Here is a 20,616-nt window from a genome sequence, read left to right as displayed (position 1 = left end):
TTTACTGCGGATCCGAGTTAAAAGGTTGCGCATCCGCTGGCTGCAATTTCCCCTGGAGAAACCGGGTAGCCAGGGCCGGGGTTCAGAATGACCGGCTGAATTCCGGTGATACGGTTCATACAGAGGTCGACCCAGCTTTCATTGATCCCTCGGCCTCCAACGTAGATATCCAGCCAGTCATGGCCCTGGTAGCCGCTGTGGCATGGGCCTGCTTGCGGCTTCGGCCCATCGCCGCAGAGATCCTCTACAATCGCGTACCTTTGCAGTTTTTTGACGTAAAATTTTGTGCCGGCAGGGTAGTCCATATAGCTGCGGCCATTTCGTTTTACATGCCCGACTGCGAGAGTGATGGGGTCCTCGTAGGTTCCTGATCCGCCAGCCTGCCGGTGAATCACTGGTCGGGCAATCTGTGCCGAGCCGCGGGGAGTGTTGTCCCAGTAGCTGTAACCGGTCAAGAATATGTTCATGATTTGTTCTCCGTGAGGAGTGGAGCTTCCGCCGATTCCCCCCGGCACACTTTCGTCAACCAGGAGGCGGGTGCTGTGCATTCCTTTGAGGCTGTCACTTACTTTTTCACTCACACTGCAGGCCGCTATTGAAAGGAACGTCCCGGTTAAGAGTACAAATCTGGAATTTTTGTAGGTCATACCGCCATCCTGTTTTACTGAGAACTCATGAAGCCGCAGAGCTTTTTTGACGCTGCGGCCGCCAACAGTGGCAATATGAAGGGTGAAGGGTAATAACGCGTTAAAATAAAAGGAAAAAATTTAACTCTTTCAAGCCTTGGAGTTCAGGTGAGTTATTGAACGGCACGTTTCATTTTCCCAAACGGATATTCTGCTAGTCTCGGATGGCGGAGGTTCGGCGGTGCGTCAGGCGCTTTGGCGCTAAATTAGCGCCTTCCCCATTATTCTGCCTTCTGTACATATCAAGCGGCCCGCTTGTGCTTTCTTTTCAGAAATACCCGGGGAAGAAGGCGCGGGCGGTGGTCCGGCAGATCTCCACCGCATATTCCCTGCTGAACTCATAGGGGTGAGCGTGAAAATCAGTCCACAACCCTTCCAGCAAGGACATGATTGCCATGGTGACCTTTTCGGGATCGCCTTGGGTGCCGCAGGCATCGCACAGCACTTTGCAGCAGTTGCGCACATGGTCGTGCAGGTCGGTTCCGCGGGTCTCGATATAACCTGTTCCCAGCGCCTGCAAATCTGGTTCGGCCCGGAAAGCAAAAGTCAGCCGGGCGCTGCGTTCATTCAGGACTGCTTCGGAAAAATCCGTCGCAAACAGCGCCTGCAAACGGGCTGCCGCATCTTCCGGGGTACTGACCGAGTGCGGTGCCTGGCTAGTAAAACTCCGCCAGGCGTCATTGTACTCCTGCGTCATATGGACGGCGAGCTCGCGAATCAGATTGTCCTTGGACTGGAAGTGCAAGTTGATCATGCCGCGGGATAAGCCTGATTCTTCCTGGATGCGGCTGATCGTGGTGCCGCTGACCCCGTATTTCAGGATCACGCTGGCGGTCGCCTCCAGCAGCACCTCCCGGTGCAGGTCTTTGTCGACCTTCCGCTTTTTCCTTGTTTCTTCAGCACTTGCCATCTGCCCGCCCCTCTTTTGTTTACCAGCTACCCGCCGCCTTTCCGGCACCATGCCCGGGATTGCAGCAAATTTCCATCGACAATGAACGATCATTCACTTATGCCATAAATGTATGAACGTTCATTCACAGGAATAGCAATTCCGGATAGAGGGCGAGATGATCAAACTTGGAAACGACTTCGAAAACTTCAAAACCTGGGACAAGGAGAACTACTTCCATCCGTGGGAAGGGCTGGAAGTTCAGGGCGCCGGAAAAGCCGACAGGACGTTCAGCGAGTATGCCGAAGGCATTTATGTCTACGACGAGCACGGCAACAAGGTGATCGACGGGCCAGGCGGCATGTGGTGTATGCAGCTAGGCTACGGCAACACCGAGATTGCCGATGCGATGGCGGACCAAGCCCGCAAGATGGCCTATTGCTCCCCCTTTTCCGAGGCCACGTCAGTGAGCGCCGATTTCGCCCACGCGATTGCCGAACGGGCGCCTGGCGACCTCAACCGGGTCTATTTCACGACCGGCGGCTCCACCGCGGTTGATACCGCAATCCGCTTTGTCCATTTCCGCAACAACCTGCTGGGCAAACCGTCCAAGAAGCGGATCATCACCCGGGCGCATGCCTATCACGGCGGCACTTACCTGACCGCCTCGCTCAGCGGCAAGCCAAGCGAGCGCCAGTGGTTCGACACCGATCAGGTCATTCCCCATTTCCTGCCGGACGTGAATGCCTTCCGCCGCCCCCAGGGCATGAGCATCGACGCCTTCCTGGATGAAAAGGTGGCGGATCTGGAAAACGCCATTTTGGAACTGGGCGCGAACAATGTCGCCGCCTTCATTGCAGAGCCGGTTCTGGGCTCCGGCGGCGTGATCGTGCCGCCCGCGGGCTATCACAAGCGCTGCCTGGAGGTTTGCCGCAAGCATGACGTGCTGTATATCTCGGATGAGGTCGTCACCGGCTTTGGCCGTTTGGGCCACTGGTTCGCCTCCGAAGAACTGTTCGGCATCACACCGGACATCATTACCTGCGCCAAGGGGCTAACTTCGGGCTATGCGCCGATGGGGGCCGCGATCTTCTCCGACCGGCTGTTCAAGGACATCGAGGGCGATGTCGCCAAGGATGTCTATTTCACCAGCGGCTACACCTATTCTGGTCACCCGGTCTGCGCCGTCGCGGGCCTCAAGAACATCGAGATCTTCGAGCGCGACGGCATCCTGGAACACGTCCAGAAGGTGACCCCGCATTTCCAGAAGCGCCTGCGCCAGATGCTGGAGCTGCCGCTGATCGCGGATGTGCGCGGCATGGGGCTGGTGGGCTGCATCGAATGCTCGCTGACCCGCGGCGGCCAGGCCAGCCCGGAAATCGACGCCACCATTGGAGCGGTGATCGACGCCCGCTGCCAGGAGCTCGGCCTGATGGTCCGCCCCTACGGCAATATGGCGATCTTCTCGCCGCCGCTGGTGATCACCAAAGCGCAGATTGACACCATGTTCGACATTCTGACCGAAGGCGTTGAGCGCGCCACCCGGGAACTGCTGGGCCAGGGGCTGGAACTGGAAGCAGAGCGGGCCTGAGGCCCGCATCCCAAAAGAGAAGCAATCAGAAACCCAACACGGGAGGGAACCATGAAATCCAAGCTGACAACCAGCCTGCTGGCCGGAACAGCTGCCATCTGGGGCGCCGCCGCGGCGGCTGAGGGCGAACTGGTGATCTACAACTGGAGCGACTACCTGGATCCGGCGATCATCGAAGCCTTTGAAGCGGAAACCGGCATCGACGTCACCTACGACACCTACGATTCCAACGCGATGCTGGAAACCAAGGTGCTGGCGGGCAGCTCCGGCTACGACATCATCGTCCCCTCCTCCACCGGCACCGCGCGGTTGATTTCGGCTGGCGTGCTGCAGAAGATCGACAAATCCAAGATCCCAAACCTGCAGCACCTCTGGCCCAAGATCGCCGGGCTGATCGAAACCTTCGATCCCGGCAACGAATACCTGGTGCCTTACAACTGGTGGACCTTCGGCATCGCCTACAACACTGGCAAGCTGGCAGATCGGCTGGGTGCGGACCACCCCAAGTCCTGGGACCTGCTGTTCGACCCGGAGATTTCCGGCAAGCTGGCCGATTGCAGCGTGATGATCGTGGACTCGCCCATCGACGTGATCAGCGCCGCGCTGATCAACATGGGCCATGACCCGAACACCAGCGACAAGGATCAGATCACCGCTGCCGGGGCGCATATCGGTGCGATCCGGGACAATATCGCCCAGATTTCCACCGATGCCATGATCGGCGCCCTGTCGGACGGCGATGCCTGCCTCGGCCTGACCTGGAGCGGCGACGCCTATTGGGCCGCCGACGGCGCCAAGGAGGCCGACAATGGCGTCAATCTGGAATACATCATCCCGGAGGAAGGCACGCTGCTCGATTTTGACGGCCTCGCAATCCTGGCTGATGCCAAAAACGTGGATGAGGCCCATGCCTTCCTGAACTACCTGCTGCAGCCTTCGGTCTCAGCCCAGAACGCCAACTTCATCCGCTACGGCAGCGCCAATCTCACCGCCCAGGCTGAGATCGATCCGGAGCTGACCAGTAATCCCGCCGTCTATCCGACCGAGGCGACGATGGAGATGCTGACCACCCCGGTGCTTCAGGACCGCAAGACCGAGCGCCTGTACACCCGCACCTGGTCCAAGGTCCGCACCGGCCAGTGAATTCGGGCGCAGCTTCAGGGCTGCGCCTGCCTTGCGCCGCCGCGTCGCCCGCTCATGCCGCGGCAGGCACCTGCAACAGGGGAACCTGCACCAATGAACTTCCTTGATCCGGCCAGTGCCGCCTCCGCCCGGGCCGAACCCGCCACTCCCCAGGCACCAGCCCGCCCGCCCTTGATCCGCTTCGAGAATGTGACCAAGACCTTTGGCAGCTTCACTGCAATCTCGGATCTGAACCTGGACATCCAGGAACGCGAGTTCTTCTCGCTCCTCGGCCCATCCGGCTGCGGCAAAACCACGATGATGCGGCTATTAGCCGGTTTCGAGGAGGTGACCTCAGGCCGCATCCTGCTGGACGGGCAAGATCTGACCGGCACCCCCGCCAACCGGCGCCCGATCAACATGATGTTCCAGTCCTACGCGCTGTTTCCGCATATGTCGGTGGCGAAAAACATCGGCTTCGGGCTCAAACAAGAGCGCTGGAAGAAGCGCGACCTCCAGGACCGGGTCGACGAGATGCTGGCGCTGGTGCAGCTCGAAGGCTTTGCCGACCGCAAGCCGCACCAGCTGTCCGGCGGCCAGATGCAGCGGGTGGCGCTGGCGCGCTCGCTGGCCAAGAAACCCAAGGTTCTGCTGCTGGACGAGCCCCTGGGCGCGCTTGACAAGAAGCTGCGCGAAGAGACCCAGTTCCAGCTGATGGACGTGCAGGACCGGCTGGGCCTCACCTTCATCATTGTCACCCACGACCAGGACGAGGCGATGACCGTCTCCTCCCGCATCGCAGTGATGAAGGCAGGCAAGCTGCTGCAAACCGACACTCCTGCACGGATTTACGAGCATCCGGCGTCCAGCTATGTCGCTGATTTCATTGGCAACGTGAACCTGATCAATGTTGAACTCTCGGGCATGGAGGGCGATCTGGCGCTGGCCCGCTGGGATGGCGGAACCCGGCTGGCGATCCGCCCGCAGCCCGAGGATGTGATGACCCCCGGCGCCCGCAAGACGCTGGTGCTGCGTCCCGAGAAAATCCACGTTACCAAGGACCGGCCTGCGGAAGCCCACAACGTGAACATGGTGGAGGGCACGGTGGAGGAGATTTCCTACACCGGCAGCGCTTCCACCTTCCTGGTGCGGCTTGACGGCGGCATGCTGATCCGCGCGCAGGAGGCCAACCGGCTCCTGACCTCGCGCCGCGAGGTTGACTGGAACGACCGGGTCTGGCTCAGCTGGCGCGCAGGCGCCTGCGTGCTGGTCGACGCGTGAGGGCCGGACCATGAGGACATCACGCCGCCTGCTGATCCTGCTGCCTTATCTCTGGCTGGGGCTGTTCTTCCTGGTGCCCTTCCTGATCGTCATCAAGATCGCGCTGTCCGATTCCGTGACCGCCAGCCCGCCCTATGCCCCGACATTCAGCCTCGATGAGGGGCTTGCAGGTCTGCGCGCATCCCTGGCGGCGCTGGACTTCGAGAATTTCGTCTGGCTGGCCGAGGACGGCATCTATCTCAAGGCCTATCTCAACAGCGTGAAGGTCGCCGCCATCGCAACCCTGCTCACCCTGCTGATCGGCTACCCGGTGGCCTATGCCATGGCCAAGGCGCCGCAGGACTGGCGCAAAACCCTCCTGCTGCTGGTGATCCTGCCGTTCTGGACCAGCTTCCTGATCCGCATCTACGCCTGGATCGGCATCCTCAAGAACGAGGGCTTCCTGAACCTCACCCTGATGAAACTTGCCATCATTGAACAGCCGCTGGCGATCATGCACACGGAGATCGCGGTCTATGTCGGCATCGTCTATTCCTACCTGCCGTTCATGATCCTGCCGCTTTACGCCTCGCTGGAACGGACTGACGGGCGGCTGCTGGAAGCGGCGGAGGATCTCGGCTGCGGCGCCCTTGCCGCCTTCCGCCAGATCACCCTGCCGCTGTCACTGCCGGGGGTGGTTGCGGGCTGCTTCCTGGTCTTCATCCCGGCGATCGGCGAATTCGTGATCCCCGACCTGCTGGGCGGCTCCGGCACTCTGATGATCGGCAAGACCCTGTGGCTCGAGTTTTTCTCCAACCGCGACTGGGGCGTGGCGGCGGCGGTGGCCATCGTGCTGCTGACCATCCTGATCGTGCCCATCGTGCTGTTCCAGCGCCACCAGCAGAAACATCAGGAGGAGCTGGGATGATCCGCCGCTTCAACATCTTCAACCTGACCTCGCTGACCTTCGGGCTGGCCTTCCTCTACCTGCCGCTCTTGCTGGTGGTGATCTACTCCTTCAACGACTCCCGCTTGGTTACCGTCTGGGGCGGTTTCAGCACCAAATGGTACGGCATCGCGCTGAACAACGACGCCTATCTGGAGGCCGCCTGGATCACCCTGCGCATCGCCTTTGTCTCGGCCACGCTGGCAACGGTTCTGGGCACGCTCAGCACGGTTGTGATGGTGCGCGCGGGATCCTTTCCCGGCCGCACCCTGTTCTCCGGCATGATCTTTGCGCCTCTGGTGATGCCGGAGGTGGTGACCGGCCTGTCGCTCCTTTTGCTGTTCGTCGCCATCGGCCTTGACCGCGGCTTCTGGACCATCACCATTGCCCATGCGACCTTTGCCATGTGCTACGCCTCGGTGGTGGTCTCTTCCCGCCTTGCCAGTTTCGACCGCTCGCTGGAGTATGCCGCGCTGGACCTCGGCTGCACCCCGTTCTCGGCGTTCCGCCAGGTGACCCTGCCGGTGATCGCACCCGCGGTGATCTCGGCCTGGCTGCTCTCGTTCACCCTATCGCTCGACGACCTGGTGATTGCCACCTTCACCTCCGGCCCCGGCTCCACCACCCTGCCGATGAAACTCTATTCTTCCGTCCGGCTGGGCGTCTCGCCCGAGATCAACGCGCTTTCGACCATGCTGATCGGCATCGTCACCGCCGGCGTCATCACCGCCTCGCTGGTCAACCGTCGGCAGGAGCGGCGCCGGCAGCAGGACCACCGCGCGGCGGCCGCCGCCGCATGACCCGCCCTCAAACCAGATTGGATACGGCAATGCAGTATAACATGTCCCAGTTCTACATCGGCGGCCGCTGGACCGCCCCCCGCGGCAGCGCCTCGGCGGAGGTGATCAACCCGGCCACCGAACAGTCCCTTGGCCGCCTCGCGCTTGGCAGCGAAGCTGACGTTGATGCCGCCGTGGCCGCAGCCAAGGCTGCGCTGCCCGGCTTTGCCGCCACCCGCCGCGAAGACCGCATTGCGCTCCTTGAAAGGGTGCTGGAGGTCTACACCGCCCGCGCGGATGATTTCGCAAAGGCCATCTCGCTGGAGATGGGCGCCCCGATCACCATGTCGCGCGAGATGCAGGCGCAGGTCGGCATCGACCACCTGGAGGCCATCATCGCCGACCTGAAGGCGCTCGATTTCGAGGAAACCCTGCTCAACGGCGACACGCTGGTGCGGATGCCGGCTGGCGTCTGCGGGCTGATCACGCCCTGGAACTGGCCGATCAACCAGATCGTGCTGAAGGTGGGGCCTGCACTGGCTGCGGGCTGCACTATGGTGCTGAAACCCTCCGAGCTGACACCGCTGTCGGCGACCCTCTATGCCGAAGTGCTGCACGAGGCCGACGTGCCCGCGGGCGTCTTCAACCTCGTCCAAGGCGAAGGCCCGGTGGTTGGCGCCGCGCTGTCGCGCCACCCGGATGTCGCCCTGATGTCCTTCACCGGCTCCACCCGCGGCGGGGTCGCGGTGACCCGCGATGCAGCGGAAACCGTCAAGAAGGTGGCGTTGGAGCTGGGCGGCAAATCCCCGAACCTTGTCTTTGCCGATTGCGACTTGGAAACCGCGATCTCCGAGGGGGTCGAGGCCTGCTTCATCAACACCGGCCAGAGCTGCGACGCCGCCACCCGAATGCTGGTGGAGCGCAGCGTCTATGACCGCGCGGTGGAGCTGGCGCAGGCGAAGTGCGCGCAAATGACCTTCGTCAATCCGGCCGAACCGGGCGATCATATGGGGCCGCTGTCCAGCGCGCAGCAGTATGCCCGCGTGCAGGAGATGATCGAGGCCGGCATCGCCGAAGGCGCGCGGCTGGTGGCCGGCGGCCCCGGCAAGCCAAAAGGCTTTGAAACTGGTTACTATGCCCGCCCCACCATCTTCGCTGATGTGACCAACGACATGCGGGTGGCGCAGGAGGAAATCTTCGGCCCGGTGCTGGTGATGATCCCCTTCAGCAGCGAGGAAGAAGCCATCGCCATCGCCAATGAAACGCCATACGGCCTGTCGGCCTATGTGCAGACCGGCGACAGCGCCCGCGCAGGCCGCGTTGCCCGTGCCCTGCAGTCCGGCATGGTCAATGTGAACGGCGCCTTCCTTAGCGCGGGCTCCCCTTTCGGCGGGGTCAAGATGTCGGGGATCGGCCGCGAGGGCGGCCGGGAAGGCATCCTCGAATTTCTCGAAACCAAGGTGATCTCTGCCCCCTGACCGGGGCTGCAGGAGCGGACCAGCGCTATGAAGAACCTCCGCCGCATCTACGACTCCCACGCCTACGACACCGAAGTCCCAGTCGGCAGCTACTGGGACGCCACGCTGCCCGCCGCCCCTGCCTATCCGGCGCTGGACGGTGACCGGCGCGTGGGTGTCGCGATAATTGGCGCCGGCTACACTGGCCTCAGCGCGGCACTGCATCTGGCCCGCGACCATGGCGAGGCGCCGCTGGTGATCGACGCAGCCCAGCCCGGCTGGGGCGCCTCGGGGCGCAATGCCGGCTTCTGCGGCTTCGGCGGTGCCAAGCTGGGCGACAGCGCCATCATCCGCCGCTTCGGCGAGGACGATCTGCGCGCCTTCTACAGCGCCCAGAAGGAGGCGGTTGCGCTGGTCCGCGATCTCACCTCGCCCGGCGGCATCGCGGCGGAGGCGCAGGAGGACGGCGAATACTGCCTGGCCCACAGCCCCCGCGCGGCCCGCGCCCTGCCGGAAATGGCCGCAGGCCTCAGCCGCTATGCCGGGGTGCACTGTCCGGTGCTGTCTGCCGAGGAGATGCGTCAGGAAGGCCTGCACGGCGACGGGTTCCACGGCGGACTTATGCTGCCCCATGGTTTCGGCCTGAATCCAGCCAAATACGTCACTGGCCTGGCCCGCCTTTCGCAGCAGGCCGGCGCGGTGATCCGCGGCTGTACCCCGGCGCTCTCGGTGCAGGAGCAATCCGGCGGCACCTACCTCATTGAAACGCCTTCGGGCCGGATCCAGGCCGACCGCCTGATCGTAGCCAGTAACGGCTACAGCAGCGACAACCTGCCTGACTGGCTGTCCGGGCGCTATCTGCCGGTGGTGTCGCATATCATGGTGACCCGCCCCCTGACAGAAGTGGAGAAACAGGCCCAAGGCTGGACCACCCGGCGCATCGCCTTTGACACCCGCAACCTGCTGCACTACTTCCGCCTACTGCCGGACAACCGGGTGCTGTTCGGGATGCGTGGCTCCAGCAACATCACCCCTGGCTCCATGCTGCAGATGCGACGCCGGATCCGCTGCGATTTCGAGGCGATGTTCCCAGCCTTAGCCGACGCGGAGACCGCTTATCACTGGAGCGGCCTGGTCTGCGTGACCCGCGGACTGACACCTTATGCCGGACAGATTGGAGACTGGCAGCGCGCCTGGACCGGGTTCGGCTACCATGGCGGCGGCGTGGCCATGGCAACCTATACCGGGCGGCTGCTTGCGGGAGTTGCAGCCGGCATGCCCTGCCGCGCGCCTATGCCTAAGCTTATGCAAAACAAACCCGCAAACTTCCCCATCCCTAAATACCGCCGCCATTACCTGCCATTAGCGTACACCTGCTATGGTTTCATGGATCTGCTTTAGGTGGTTCAAGTTTCCCTCGACTGACAATGCACCTCATTTGTTGAGGGAACAATCCAAGTGGTACCTGCGATCCGTTCTAGCTTCACTTTTGTAAGTTTGTCTGACACTGGGATGAGGAGAGGTGGTGCGAAGACTTGCATGAATTCTTGCTCGCACATTTAGTTGTTACCGATGTTTACTGTGAATGTCAGTTTTCACAAGCCGGAGGAGTTGTGCTCGCAGGTGCGGTGAATTCACACTTCCCGCCCCTCCCGTCAAGGACTTGGTACAACGTTTCGCCATTGAGGAAGGTTCGCTTAAGGTCAGGATACATTGGTTTCCGGTGTGTTGAGTGATTCAGAGATCGAAAACGAGTGGTGTGCTTGTCTGATCTTTTCTGGATAAGGGACGCGCAGATGGCGCGTTTTGCACCCTTCTTTCTCAGGCACCACTGCGAACCATCGCTTCGATGGCCAACGCGTATTGAGCCGGATAAACTTTTTAAACGGCAATGGTTTGTGCTGGCAAGACGCTCCTGCTGAATGAGGTTCGCTAACGATGCTTTACAGCCGGTGGAAGCGCTGGCGTGAGAAAGGAATACTCGCTCGAATGATGATCCGGCTGGTCTGTTGACTGAAACGGCCGCTGGGAGCAGAACGGCGCGGTGCCCTGGGAAAGAGCCCGCTATGTCCAAAATTAAGTTCATCGACGCAGTGTTCCTAGCCGACGACAATTAGCAGGCGGCATTACGGCATTGGCTAGGTTCAGTACTCATAGTCAATAGATGACGGTTGCGGCGAGGGCGATTGCTGAGAGGAAGACCTTCGGGCATCTGTCGTATCGTGTGGCGACCCGCCGCCAGTCCTTGAGCCTGCCGAACATGATTTCAATGCGGTTCCGGCTTTGTATCTCCGCTTGTCGTATCAGACGGTTTTCTTGCGTTGTCGTCACTTAGGTGACCTTGCAGTCTTTGCCCGCCGTGAGGGCGGCAGAACTGGTTAGTGCAAGAATCCATTGAGGCCGTTGCTGAGGTGCTGGAAACTGTCGAACAGAACTCGCAGTCGAATTTGCGGCACGCCAGCCTGCTTGCCGCTGTCGACTTCTGCCTTCTTAACTACCCATTCAATGTATGCGCCGAGCAGACGATTTTCGCGGTGATCGACATGATTGTCTGCCAGCGGCAAGTGTGTTGGTCCTGGTTGATCAGGACTAAACGCACCGCACGTTCGCGAACCTCGGGGAATATTTGTTTGTTGCCTTGCTCATTGTGGCTTCTTTCTACTCAGGAGTTGAAGCCTCCGCTAAACTAGGTGCGGTTCAGTCCGGGGCGTTGCTCGCGGCGGACAGCGCACATGGCGACTTGGCCACGCCTGCTGTAGTCGCCTGAGGATCGCGGACCTGAGCCGACTTTCATGCCCGGCGCGCCGAATTACCGCCGGCGCGCCAGGTTTGCACTGCATCTGCGGCTGCAGACACAGCGGGAGGAGACGCTTACCCTTTGTTGTGGAAGATGAAGCCGATGAAGTTCAGCAACAGCTGAGCCGCCAGGATCTGGGTGCTTTCGGAGGGGTCATATGCCGGGGCGACCTCCACCATATCGATTCCCACCACATCGCCGCGCTTGCTGAGGCCCTGCAGAATCTCAAGCACGTCGTAGTACTGGAAGCCGCCGTGGCTGGGGGTGCCGGTGCCGGGCGCGATGGACGGGCAGAAGGCGTCGATGTCGATGGTCACGTAATAGCGCGCTCCCTCGGGGATACGCTCCAGCACGGCGTCCGTCCCCAGCTTGCGCACCTGGCGCACCGACAGGATGTCCGAGCCGCGCTCGCGAGCGTCGATATAGCCTTCCCTGGCGGTCGAGGACACGTTGCGGATGCCCAGCTGGGTCATGCCGGAGACGTAATCCTTTTCGATCGCCCGGCGCATCGGGTTGCCGTGGCCGTCGGTGACGCCCTTGCGCTCGTCGACGAAGTCCAGATGCGCGTCGATCTGGATCACGTGGATCGGGCCGTTCTTTTCGCAGTCCTCCGCATAGGCGTTGATGCAGGGGATGTTGATTGAATGGTCGCCGCCGATGGTGACGGGCAGCGCGCCCGCGTCCAGGATCTTCTTCACGCCGTATTCGATATTGGCGTGGCTCTCCTCGGTCTTGGTGTGGATGATGTCGGCATCGCCCAGATCGACGATCCGCACGTCCGCACCCAGATAGGTGGCGTCATCCTCGTGGTCATAGGCGCCGGCATGGCCGAAGCTGAACAGCGTCGAGGCCTCGCGCACTGCCCGCGGGCCGAACCGGGCGCCGGAGCGGAACTGGCAGCCGAAGTCAAACGGCGCGCCCAGGATCGCAACATCGGCGTCGATGTTGTCCCAATCCTCGACATAGGGCTTCTTGCCGAAGGTGGCGATGCCGACAAAGGGCAGGTTCAGGCGGCCGGATTCGTAACCGTGTGCAGACATGTTGGTTCTCCGTTTTTCTTAACGATAGGCCAGTTCCGGCAGGAACAGGGCGATTTGCGGGAAGGCGACCAGCAGGCCGGTCACGAGCAAGAGGATGACGAGGAAGGGCGGTACGCCCCGCACCACCTCGACAAAGGGGCGGCGGAACACCGCGATGGCGGTGAACAGGTTGCAGCCGAACGGCGGGGTTGCGGCACCGATGGCGACCTGCAGGGTAATCAGCACACCGACCAGCACGGGATCGAGGCCGGCGGCTTTGATCATCGGCGCAAAGATCGGCACCAGGATCAGGATCACCACAATCGAGTCGACGAACATGCAGCCGAGGAAGAAGGCGAGGTTCACCGCCACCAGCACCATCAACGGCCCGGCCTCATCCAGCCCCAGCGAGGCGATGATCTGCTGCGGAACCTGGGCAAAGCTCAGCGTCCAGCTGAAGGCCGCGCCCGCCGCGATCAGGATGAACACCACCGAGGTGATAGCGCCGGTCGACAGCGCGATGTCCCAGAGGTCGCGCAGTTTTACCGAGCGGAAGATAAGCACCTCCAGCACTGCCGCATAAAGCACGCAGATCGCGGCGGCCTCGGTGGGCGAGAACACCCCGCCATAAATGCCGCCCACGATGATCGCCGGAAAGCCCATCGGCCACAGCGCCCGGCGCATGGCGGTGAAGCGCTGGCCCCAGCCCTCGCGCGGCAGCACCGGGATGTCGTGGCGGTAGGCGTAGACCATGCAATAGGCCGAGAACAGCACCACGATCAGCAGCCCTGGCACGATCCCCGCGATGAACAGCTGAGAGATCGAGGTGCCCGAAACCACGCCATAGATGATCATGCCGATGGAGGGCGGGATCAGATAGGCCAGGTCCGCGGCATTGACGATCAGGCCGATGGCAAAGCTGTCCTTGTAGCCGGATTTCAGCATCCTGGGCCGCATGGCACCGCCGACCGCCACCACAGTTGCCTGGGTCGAGCCGCAGACCGCGCCGAACAGCGCACAGGCCGAGGTCACGGAAATCGCCAGGCCGCCCTTGATATGGCCCATGAAGCTCATGACGACGTCGATCAGCCGGTTGGCAGAATGGCCGCGGGTGATGATGTCGGCGGCCAGGATGAACATCGGCACCGCAATCAGCGCCGCGGGCTTCACGCCGCCGATCATCTGCTGCACCAGGATCTGCAGGCTCATATCCGGGAAGTAGACGAGGAAGCCCAGCACCGCCGCCGAGATCAGCGGCATCTTCATCGGGAACCCTGCCAGCAGCAGCAGGATCATCACGGCAAGCATCAGTTCGGTCATGGTTTTTCCTCCCCGTCAGCGTCTTCATGCCGTTTGATGGCCGCGGCGGTTTCCGGGTCTTCGTAGCTGTCCACCTCCAGGTAGGAGACGTAAATCTCCTCCTCGGCGAAATTCAGGTTGCGCAGCGCGGTCAGCAGGTACTGCAGTGCGGTCAGCGCCAGCCCGAGCACCACCCAGACATAAGTCAGATACAGAGGCAGCTGCAGCGCCGGGGTGATGCGGCCGCGGCTGGCGACCTTCTGCACATATTCCAGCGCATACCAGGCCAGCAGTGCCATCATCGCCGCGGTGGTGGCGGCGATCACCACCATCAGCCCCTTGCGCAGCTTCACCGGCAGCGCGTCATAGATGGCCGACATGCGGATATGGATGCCCTTGCGGGTGGCATATCCCAGCCCCATGAAGGTGACGGTGACAATCAGGAACTCGTTCAGTTCCTCGGAGAAATAGATCGACTGGTTGAACACGTAGCGGCCAAAGACATTGGCGATGGTGTTGCCGGCCATCAGGATGATCCCCCAGCCCAGGATCCAGACCTCGGCACGCCCGATGGCGCCATCAATCTTGCCCAGAAGGCCGAAGGGAGCGGGTTTGGCATGTAGCATGATATCCTCCCTTGGATTGGCCCCGCGCAAAGCGCGCAGGGCCGGAAGCGGGCTCAGTTGCCCGCCAGTTCCGCCTGCAGCGCATCCAGCAGCTCCTGGCCGCGGGCGCCGGCGGTTTCCACATAGGCCGCCGCGGTATCGCCCGAGCGGGCACGGAAGGCGTCACGCTCGTCCTCGTTCAGCACCACCAGGCCGATGCCGGGCTTGGCGTCCTTGATCACGTCCAGACGCTGCTGGTTGAATTCGGTCACAACACCGTCGATAAAGCCGGTCATATCCGCCATGGTGCCGCGCAGCAGCTGCTGGCGGTCGGGTGACAGGCTGGCAAACCAGTCGGAGCCTGCGACCACGGTGGTCACCAGTTCCTGCTCGCCGGCCCAGATCAGATGGCTGGTGACTTCATAGAACTTCATCTCCTCAATGGTCGGGATCGGGTTCACCTGGCCGTCCACTGCACCCAGCTGCAGCGCGCCGAACACCTCCCCGAATGGCAGCGGCGTCGGGCTGGCGCCCATGTTCTTGTAGGTCTCCAGCAGGATCGGCGATACCATCACCCGCATCTTGAAGTTCTCGAAATCCTCCGGCGTGCGGATCTCGCGGTTGGTGGTCCAGACCTGCGGGCCCTCGGAATACATGGACATGATTTCCAGGCCGCGCTTCTGGAAGTCCTCGTTCAGCGCGCCATAGATGGTCTCAGAGCCGCTCAGGATCTCAGAGACCGCCGCCGGGTCGGAGGGCAGCAGGTAGGGCAGCAGGAACACCTGGCTTTCCGGCACGATGGTGCCCAGGTTGCCGATCGACACATTGGTCAGCTGGATGACGCCTTCCGCTGCCTGCTCCACCGTCTCGGTCGGGGTGCCGAGCGTGCCCATCGGATAAACGGTCACGGTCACATCGCCATCGGTCGCCGCCTCGATGCGCTTTTTAAACTCCTGCGCATAGGCGTCCATGATCGAGCCCGGAATCTCCTCGATGGCGAACTTCCAGTCCTCGGCAAACACGGCGGCCGGCGCCAGGCTCAGCAGCGCCGCCGCGGCGGTGGTTTTCAGGTGTTTCAAGCTAAGGGCCATGCGGGTCTCCTCCCAGTTGGCATGGTTAACAGGGTCGGAAGACACCTCAGCATGGGCCGAAGCATGAAAAAATATCACATTGCTAATCTTCACATTTGATAATTTCATGTAAAGGCCGCCGCACCGCAGGGAGGACCGTGCTATGAAACTGCTGCGTAACACGCTGTTGGAGACCTTTGTCACCGTCGTCGAGTGCGGCGGGTTTTCCGATGCGCAGTATGCGCTTGGCATCACCCAGTCGGCGATCAGCATCCGCATCCGCGATCTGGAAACCTCCTTGGGCTACCGGCTCTGCGAACGCGGCCGCGGCGGCTTCCGCCTGACGGAACGCGGGGAGATTGCCTATCAGAAAGCCCGCGACATTCTGCGCAGCGCGCGCGATTTCGATGCCGAGTTGCTGGAACTTCGGGACACGATCGCCGGAGACCTGCGGATCGGCATCGTCGATGCGATCGCCAGTCTCCCAGGCCTGAATCTCGCGGGCGCCTTGCATCGGTTTTTCGCACGCCCGAATGAAGTCAGGGTCGAGATCGTGGTGGCCTCGCCCACGGACCTGACGCAGCAGCTGATCAGCGGCGAGCTGAACGCCGCCGTAGCGCCATTCCGCAATCAGGTGCCGGAACTGGAGTATATCGAGCTGTGCAGCGAAGAGCACAGGCTCTACTGCGCGCAGAGGCATCCATTGTTCGGTGAGCAGGACAGTGAAATCAGCCTCGAAACCATCGGGCGGCATCAGCTGTGCCAGCGCTCATACGACATGCTGGTCTCGCCCGATCTGGGCTCGCCGGAGCCCAAGGCGGTTGTGGCCAACATGGAGGCCATGGCGATGCTCATCGAAACGGGGTGTTTCCTGGGGCCGCTGCCGGAGCATTTCGCCCGCAGGCGGGTCGCGGAAGGCAAGTTCAGGGAAATCAGGAACAGCGAGATGCGGTGGCGTTCTACTTTCTATCTCGCAACCCGCCGCGTGCATGTTCTCCGGCATGCCGTGGAGCTCTTTGCGCAAGATCTGCAGCACGCCTGCCGTGGCGGGAGCGAAGCGCCCGATTGAAGCACGCATGCCGACCGGGTAGTCTGGGCAGCACGCGCAGCAAGTGGCCGGGCAGCCAACTTCGTCCGCCTGCTGATGGAGTGCTTCGAAGTCTCCAAGGGCGAAGGCGGCCACTTGGGCCGCCCTTAGGCGGCTTTGGCTTGGGCTAAATGCTTCGGGCCGGAAATGAGCGCCTCATGCAAAGCCATGACGGCCGTTTCCGCGGATTGCCGGGGCACGGCGAATTGGACGTCGACATTGCGCGGCGTCTGGTGGGCGGCAATCACTTCGACGCCGGACTCGTCGAATGCCGCAAGACCGCGGCGCAAGGCCTGCACGCCGGACAGGTCGCGGCCGATGGCAGAGACGATGGAGAGCGCGCGGGTGCTGACCAGAGCGGACGGGTAGGCGCCCTCCAGGTCGTTCACCACTCTGCGCACCGTTTTCAGGGAGGCCTCGACGTAGTGCGTGATGGTGTTGGCGTTCGAGCTTTTGGAAACGATCCGGACGCGGTGGCGGCGCAGCGCTTCCAGCACGGTGGCGTCGTAGCCTTTGACGCCGACCATGTCCTGTTCGAACAGCTCCAGAGCCACCACATCGAGGCTGGTCACGATCTCGACACCCGGGACCTTAGCCGGCTGGCTGTCGATCAGGGTGCCGGGGTCGGAAGGCTCAAAGGCGTTGGTCACGCGCAGGGCCACATCCGACTGGCGCAGGATCTTGGCTGCGTTGGGGTGGATTGCCTCCATCCCCATGTTCGAAAGCTGGTCAGCCACGTCATAGTTGGTATGCCCCAGCTTGCGCACGGCATCGGTGCCCGCCAGTGCCGGGTCGGCCGAGGACAGGTGGAACTCCTTGTGGATGATCGCTTCCTTGGCCTTGGTCAGGGCGGCGATGCTGGAGAAGGTGACCTCGGAATACCCGCGGTCGTATTCGCGCATCAGCCCCTCGCTGCACTGGGCATAGCCGGTCACGATCGGCAGCTCCGCGGCCAGGTCCAGATCGCGCAGGCCGGTGGTGATCCGGTCTGCCAGCGTGCACTCGCTTTCATCGCGCCAGCCGCTGAGATCTACAAATCGGGCGTTCACTCCGGCGCGCTGCAGCATCAGGGCAGTGACAAAGGCGGAATGCGCCTCGCCCAGGCCGGACAGCAGTTCGCGCACCAGCATCATCTGGCTCGAGAGGCGGAAATGGCCGTATGAGCACAGGCGCTGCAGGTCGAACAGGCAGCTGCGGGCGCCTTCGATGCGGTCGCGCACGAACTCCTCCGCCCGGGCGCGGTCGGCCGCATTGTCCAGAACGCCGTTGTGGGCTTCGGTCATGGCTTCAGCGACGCGGGTCAGCGCATCGAGCCAGCCGTGGTCGTTGTCATCATTCGCAAACAGCGCATAGACGCCGGGTTCTCCGGTCTTCTTGTGCTCCAGCAGCAAGTTGGTGATCCCGCCGAAGGCGGAAACCACAAAAATGCGGTGATAGAGCGAAGCTCCGGTGCGGCCGCCGATGATGAGCGTATCGCGCAGTTCGCGGATACGGCTCATCGACGTGCCGCCGATTTTTTCGACGGTGTGGTCAGGGAAATTCAATATGCTTCACCCGGCCTTTGCCGGGGCCTCTTCAGGTGGTTTCCAGCGCGTAAGACCCGTCTTCGCGGTGCACTTCGGTGCCGGTCACGGGCGGGTTGAAGACGCAGGCCATGACCAGCTCCTCCTCGGCCCGGAGGGTGTGGCGGTCGTGTTTGTCCAGGGCATACATGACGCCGGGCCGGATCAGGTGGGTTTCGCCGGTGGCCAGATCGGTGATCGAGCCGGAACCTTGCATGCAGTAGACGCTTTCGAAGTGGTTCTTGTACTCGAACGTGTGTTCGGACCCGGCTTCGAGGAAGGTGATGTGGAAGGAGAACCCCATCCCGTCCTCTGCCAGCAGCATCCGTACCGAAGACCATTGGGCGTCCGATACGACGCGGTTGCGGTCGCTTTTAATAATGTCGTTGTAGTCGCGAACAATCATGTCTTACTCCGCTGCAAATTTGCTTGAATCGGTCACGCCGCGGATTGCGCTGCGCAGGATGTTCAGGCCTTTGATGAATGTCTCCTCGGGCGTGGTCAGGGGTGCCAGAACCTTGACCACCTGGTCCTCGTTTCCGGAGGTTTCGATGATCAGGCCATTGTCGAAGGCGTGGGCGCAGATGCTGGCGGCAAGTTCGCCGGAACCGACATCCAGCCCCTGCATCATGCCGCGGCCTTTAAGCCTGGAGCCAGGGATCAGCCCGGACATTTCCTCTAGCGCGGCGGTCAGCAGCCGGGCCCTGGCGGCGGTGTTTTGCTGAAAGCTGGCATCTGTCCAGAACTTTCGGATTGCCGTGGCGGCGGTGATGAAGGCATGGGTATTGCCGCGGAAGGTGCCGTTGTGTTCTGCCGGTCCGAAGATGTCGTGCTGCGGGCGTGCCAGCATCAGCGCCATCGGCAGGCCGAAGCCCGAAACCGATTTCGCCAGCGTGACGATGTCCGGTGTGACGCCCATTTCCTCGAAGGAGAAGAAGCCGCCGGTGCGGCCGCAGCCGGCCTGGATGTCGTCGATGATCAGCAAGGCGCCGTGCGCCTTGGCCAGCGCAGCGACGCGCTGCACCCATTCGGGGCGCGCGGCATTCAGGCCGCCTTCGCCCTGCACGGTCTCCAGCAGGATCGCCGCCGGCGCGTCGACACCGCTTGAGCCGTCTTCCAGCATCGCTTCCAAATAGGCGGCGGTATCCGTTTCTGCGCCGAAATAGCCGTCATAGGGCATCCGGGTGACGCCGTTCAGCGGCGTGCCGGCGCCGCCGCGGTGGTAGCTGTTGCCGGTCGCAGCCAGCGCGCCCAGGGTCACGCCGTGGAAGCCGTTGGTGAAAGCGATGACATTGGTGCGGCCGGTCACCTTGCGGGCCAGCTTCAGCGCGGCCTCAACCGCGTTGGCGCCGGTCGGGCCGGTAAACATGACCTTGTGGTCCATTTTGCGCGGCCGCAGGATGTGCTGGTCGAAGGCATCCAGAAAGTCCGCCTTGGCGCTGGTGTGGAAATCCAGCCCGTGCGCCAGCCCGTCGGCAGCGATGTGGTCGAGCAGCGCCGCTTTCATATCCGGGTCGTTGTGGCCGTAGTTCAGCGAGGAGCAGCCGGCCAGAAAGTCGATGTAGGTGCGGCCCTGGCGGTCGGTCAGTTCCGACCCCTTTGCCTGGGTGAAAACCGTGTCGAAGCTGCGGCAGTAGCTGCGGGCTTCGGACTCGCGGCGTTTGAAAATAGAAATCTTGGCTGACGTGTCAGTCGGCATCGTATGTCCTTTTGGGATTGTGCAGATCAGAGCGGGCGTGCGCCACATGGGATCAAACGGCCTCAGGCTGCCCAGCTGGGCGCTTCGGAGAAATCGATCGTGACCATGTGTTCGGTGCTCTGGCGGTCGCGGAAGTGCTGGCCCTGGGTGTAGTAGGGCTGACTGTTCAGCGGCGCGCTGCGGTTGGCTGCGAATTTATTGAACAAGGCCCAGGACGCCCTGTTTTCCTGTGTGATGGTTGTCTGTAGCCGTTTGACCTTCTCACAGGCCTTGCGGCGCAGCAGGCCGGTCAGCATCAGTGAGCCGAGCCCGGTGCCGCGGGCCTTCTCAGACACTGCCACCTGCCAGACAAACAGCGTTTCCGGATCGCCGGGCAGAACGTAGGCGGAAACCCATCCGGCGATCTTGCCGTCGATTTCTGCCACGACGCAGGTGTCACGGAAGTGGTCGCACTGGATCAGATTGCAGTACATCGAGTTTTCGTCGAGGGGCTTGCAGGCCCGCACCAGCTCCCAGATTTCGGGTCCGTCGTCTGCCGTGGGTTCACGCAGCGCGGGTGCTGCTTTCCGGAATAACTCCAATGCATGTCGCATCTGTCTAGGCGTCTCCATTATTACTTCGAGAGGCTAAGTATAGTGGCGTGGAGATTTTTTCAACCCTGTCGGAAAATTCTGCGGCATTGTGTCATTATCGTCTGATTTCAGCACGTTTCGCAGTGGAGGTACGAGGGTGATTATTTAGATGGTCA

The 20,616-nt window shown here is 62.1% G+C and carries 18 protein-coding genes and 3 pseudogenes; 9 read left to right on the top strand and 12 right to left on the bottom strand.

The features are described 5' to 3' along the window. Positions 1-17: 17 nt before the first annotated feature. The gene (locus KUV26_RS13680) at positions 18-647 is read right to left on the bottom strand and encodes a hypothetical protein (RefSeq protein WP_261399883.1); all 630 of its coding nucleotides are present in this window, start codon (positions 645-647) and stop codon (positions 18-20) included. Positions 648-954: 307 nt separating this feature from the next. After that, positions 955-1,689, bottom strand: a complete 735-nt coding sequence (locus KUV26_RS13675) for a TetR/AcrR family transcriptional regulator (protein WP_222508741.1) — start codon at positions 1,687-1,689, stop codon at positions 955-957. Between the two features lie 64 nt (positions 1,690-1,753). Between KUV26_RS13675 and KUV26_RS13670 the strand changes: the two genes are divergently transcribed. The 8 genes and pseudogenes from KUV26_RS13670 to KUV26_RS23650 form a co-directional block, all read left to right on the top strand. Continuing rightward, the gene (locus KUV26_RS13670) at positions 1,754-3,166 is read left to right on the top strand and encodes an aminotransferase (protein WP_222508740.1); all 1,413 of its coding nucleotides are present in this window, start codon (positions 1,754-1,756) and stop codon (positions 3,164-3,166) included. Between the two features lie 51 nt (positions 3,167-3,217). Continuing rightward, positions 3,218-4,309, top strand: coding sequence for an extracellular solute-binding protein (locus tag KUV26_RS13665; RefSeq protein WP_222508739.1), 1,092 nt, complete (start codon positions 3,218-3,220; stop codon positions 4,307-4,309). Positions 4,310-4,402: 93 nt separating this feature from the next. Further along, complete coding sequence (locus KUV26_RS13660) at positions 4,403-5,569, top strand: ABC transporter ATP-binding protein (RefSeq protein ID WP_261399882.1); 1,167 nt, start codon at positions 4,403-4,405, stop codon at positions 5,567-5,569. Positions 5,570-5,579: 10 nt separating this feature from the next. After that, positions 5,580-6,476 (top strand): ABC transporter permease subunit, encoded by an 897-nt coding sequence (locus KUV26_RS13655; RefSeq protein WP_222508738.1) that lies wholly within the window; start codon positions 5,580-5,582, stop codon positions 6,474-6,476. Then, complete coding sequence (locus KUV26_RS13650; RefSeq protein ID WP_222508754.1) at positions 6,476-7,294, top strand: ABC transporter permease; 819 nt, start codon at positions 6,476-6,478, stop codon at positions 7,292-7,294. The genes KUV26_RS13655 and KUV26_RS13650 overlap by 1 nt, the downstream gene beginning before the upstream one ends. Beyond that, positions 7,291-8,751 carry an aldehyde dehydrogenase family protein gene (locus tag KUV26_RS13645; RefSeq protein ID WP_261399880.1) on the top strand — a complete coding sequence of 487 codons (1,461 nt, stop codon included), beginning with the start codon at positions 7,291-7,293 and terminating at the stop codon, positions 8,749-8,751. The genes KUV26_RS13650 and KUV26_RS13645 overlap by 4 nt, the downstream gene beginning before the upstream one ends. Before the next feature lie 27 nt (positions 8,752-8,778). After that, positions 8,779-10,131: an NAD(P)/FAD-dependent oxidoreductase gene (locus KUV26_RS13640; protein ID WP_222508737.1), complete on the top strand. Its 1,353-nt coding sequence runs from the start codon at positions 8,779-8,781 to the stop codon at positions 10,129-10,131. Positions 10,132-10,493: 362 nt separating this feature from the next. Then, positions 10,494-10,734 (top strand): annotated as a pseudogene (locus KUV26_RS23650) (transposase); the annotation flags it as partial. A gap of 153 nt (positions 10,735-10,887) precedes the next feature. Here KUV26_RS23650 and KUV26_RS13635 read toward each other — a convergent pair. The 6 genes and pseudogenes from KUV26_RS13635 to dctP form a co-directional block, all read right to left on the bottom strand. Next, positions 10,888-11,033, bottom strand: a pseudogene (locus tag KUV26_RS13635) (transposase); the annotation flags it as partial. A gap of 147 nt (positions 11,034-11,180) precedes the next feature. Continuing rightward, positions 11,181-11,376 (bottom strand): annotated as a pseudogene (locus tag KUV26_RS23645) (IS3 family transposase); the annotation flags it as partial. Between the two features lie 225 nt (positions 11,377-11,601). Continuing rightward, positions 11,602-12,567 carry an agmatinase gene (gene speB, locus KUV26_RS13625; protein WP_222508735.1) on the bottom strand — a complete coding sequence of 322 codons (966 nt, stop codon included), beginning with the start codon at positions 12,565-12,567 and terminating at the stop codon, positions 11,602-11,604. Positions 12,568-12,585: 18 nt separating this feature from the next. Continuing rightward, the gene (locus tag KUV26_RS13620; protein WP_222508734.1) at positions 12,586-13,866 is read right to left on the bottom strand and encodes a TRAP transporter large permease; all 1,281 of its coding nucleotides are present in this window, start codon (positions 13,864-13,866) and stop codon (positions 12,586-12,588) included. Continuing rightward, positions 13,863-14,471, bottom strand: a complete 609-nt coding sequence (locus tag KUV26_RS13615; protein ID WP_222508733.1) for a TRAP transporter small permease — start codon at positions 14,469-14,471, stop codon at positions 13,863-13,865. Before KUV26_RS13615 ends, KUV26_RS13620 begins: the two co-directional genes overlap by 4 nt. 53 nt (positions 14,472-14,524) lie before the next feature. Further along, positions 14,525-15,541: a TRAP transporter substrate-binding protein DctP gene (gene dctP / locus KUV26_RS13610; protein ID WP_261399879.1), complete on the bottom strand. Its 1,017-nt coding sequence runs from the start codon at positions 15,539-15,541 to the stop codon at positions 14,525-14,527. Positions 15,542-15,683: 142 nt separating this feature from the next. Here dctP and KUV26_RS13605 point away from each other — a divergent pair, with 142 nt between their 5' ends. Further along, positions 15,684-16,589, top strand: a complete 906-nt coding sequence (locus tag KUV26_RS13605; RefSeq protein WP_222506232.1) for a LysR family transcriptional regulator — start codon at positions 15,684-15,686, stop codon at positions 16,587-16,589. A gap of 125 nt (positions 16,590-16,714) precedes the next feature. On the opposite strand, the gene KUV26_RS13600 is transcribed toward KUV26_RS13605, so the two are convergent. From KUV26_RS13600 to ectA, 4 genes are all read right to left on the bottom strand, one after another. Then, positions 16,715-18,151 (bottom strand): aspartate kinase, encoded by a 1,437-nt coding sequence (locus KUV26_RS13600; RefSeq protein ID WP_222508732.1) that lies wholly within the window; start codon positions 18,149-18,151, stop codon positions 16,715-16,717. 31 nt (positions 18,152-18,182) lie between these two features. Further along, on the bottom strand, positions 18,183-18,575 hold the full coding sequence (locus tag KUV26_RS13595) for an ectoine synthase (RefSeq protein ID WP_222508731.1): 393 nt from the start codon (positions 18,573-18,575) through the stop codon (positions 18,183-18,185). A gap of 3 nt (positions 18,576-18,578) precedes the next feature. Beyond that, positions 18,579-19,868 (bottom strand): diaminobutyrate--2-oxoglutarate transaminase, encoded by a 1,290-nt coding sequence (gene ectB, locus KUV26_RS13590; protein WP_222508730.1) that lies wholly within the window; start codon positions 19,866-19,868, stop codon positions 18,579-18,581. Between the two features lie 62 nt (positions 19,869-19,930). After that, the gene (ectA, locus tag KUV26_RS13585; RefSeq protein WP_222508729.1) at positions 19,931-20,461 is read right to left on the bottom strand and encodes a diaminobutyrate acetyltransferase; all 531 of its coding nucleotides are present in this window, start codon (positions 20,459-20,461) and stop codon (positions 19,931-19,933) included. Between the last annotated feature and the right edge of the window lie 155 nt (positions 20,462-20,616).

It is taken from the genome of Leisingera daeponensis (genome assembly GCF_019801465.1).
GTDB classification, from domain to species: Bacteria; Pseudomonadota; Alphaproteobacteria; order Rhodobacterales; family Rhodobacteraceae; genus Leisingera; species Leisingera daeponensis_A.
This window is presented reverse-complemented; position numbering and strand designations above follow the sequence as displayed.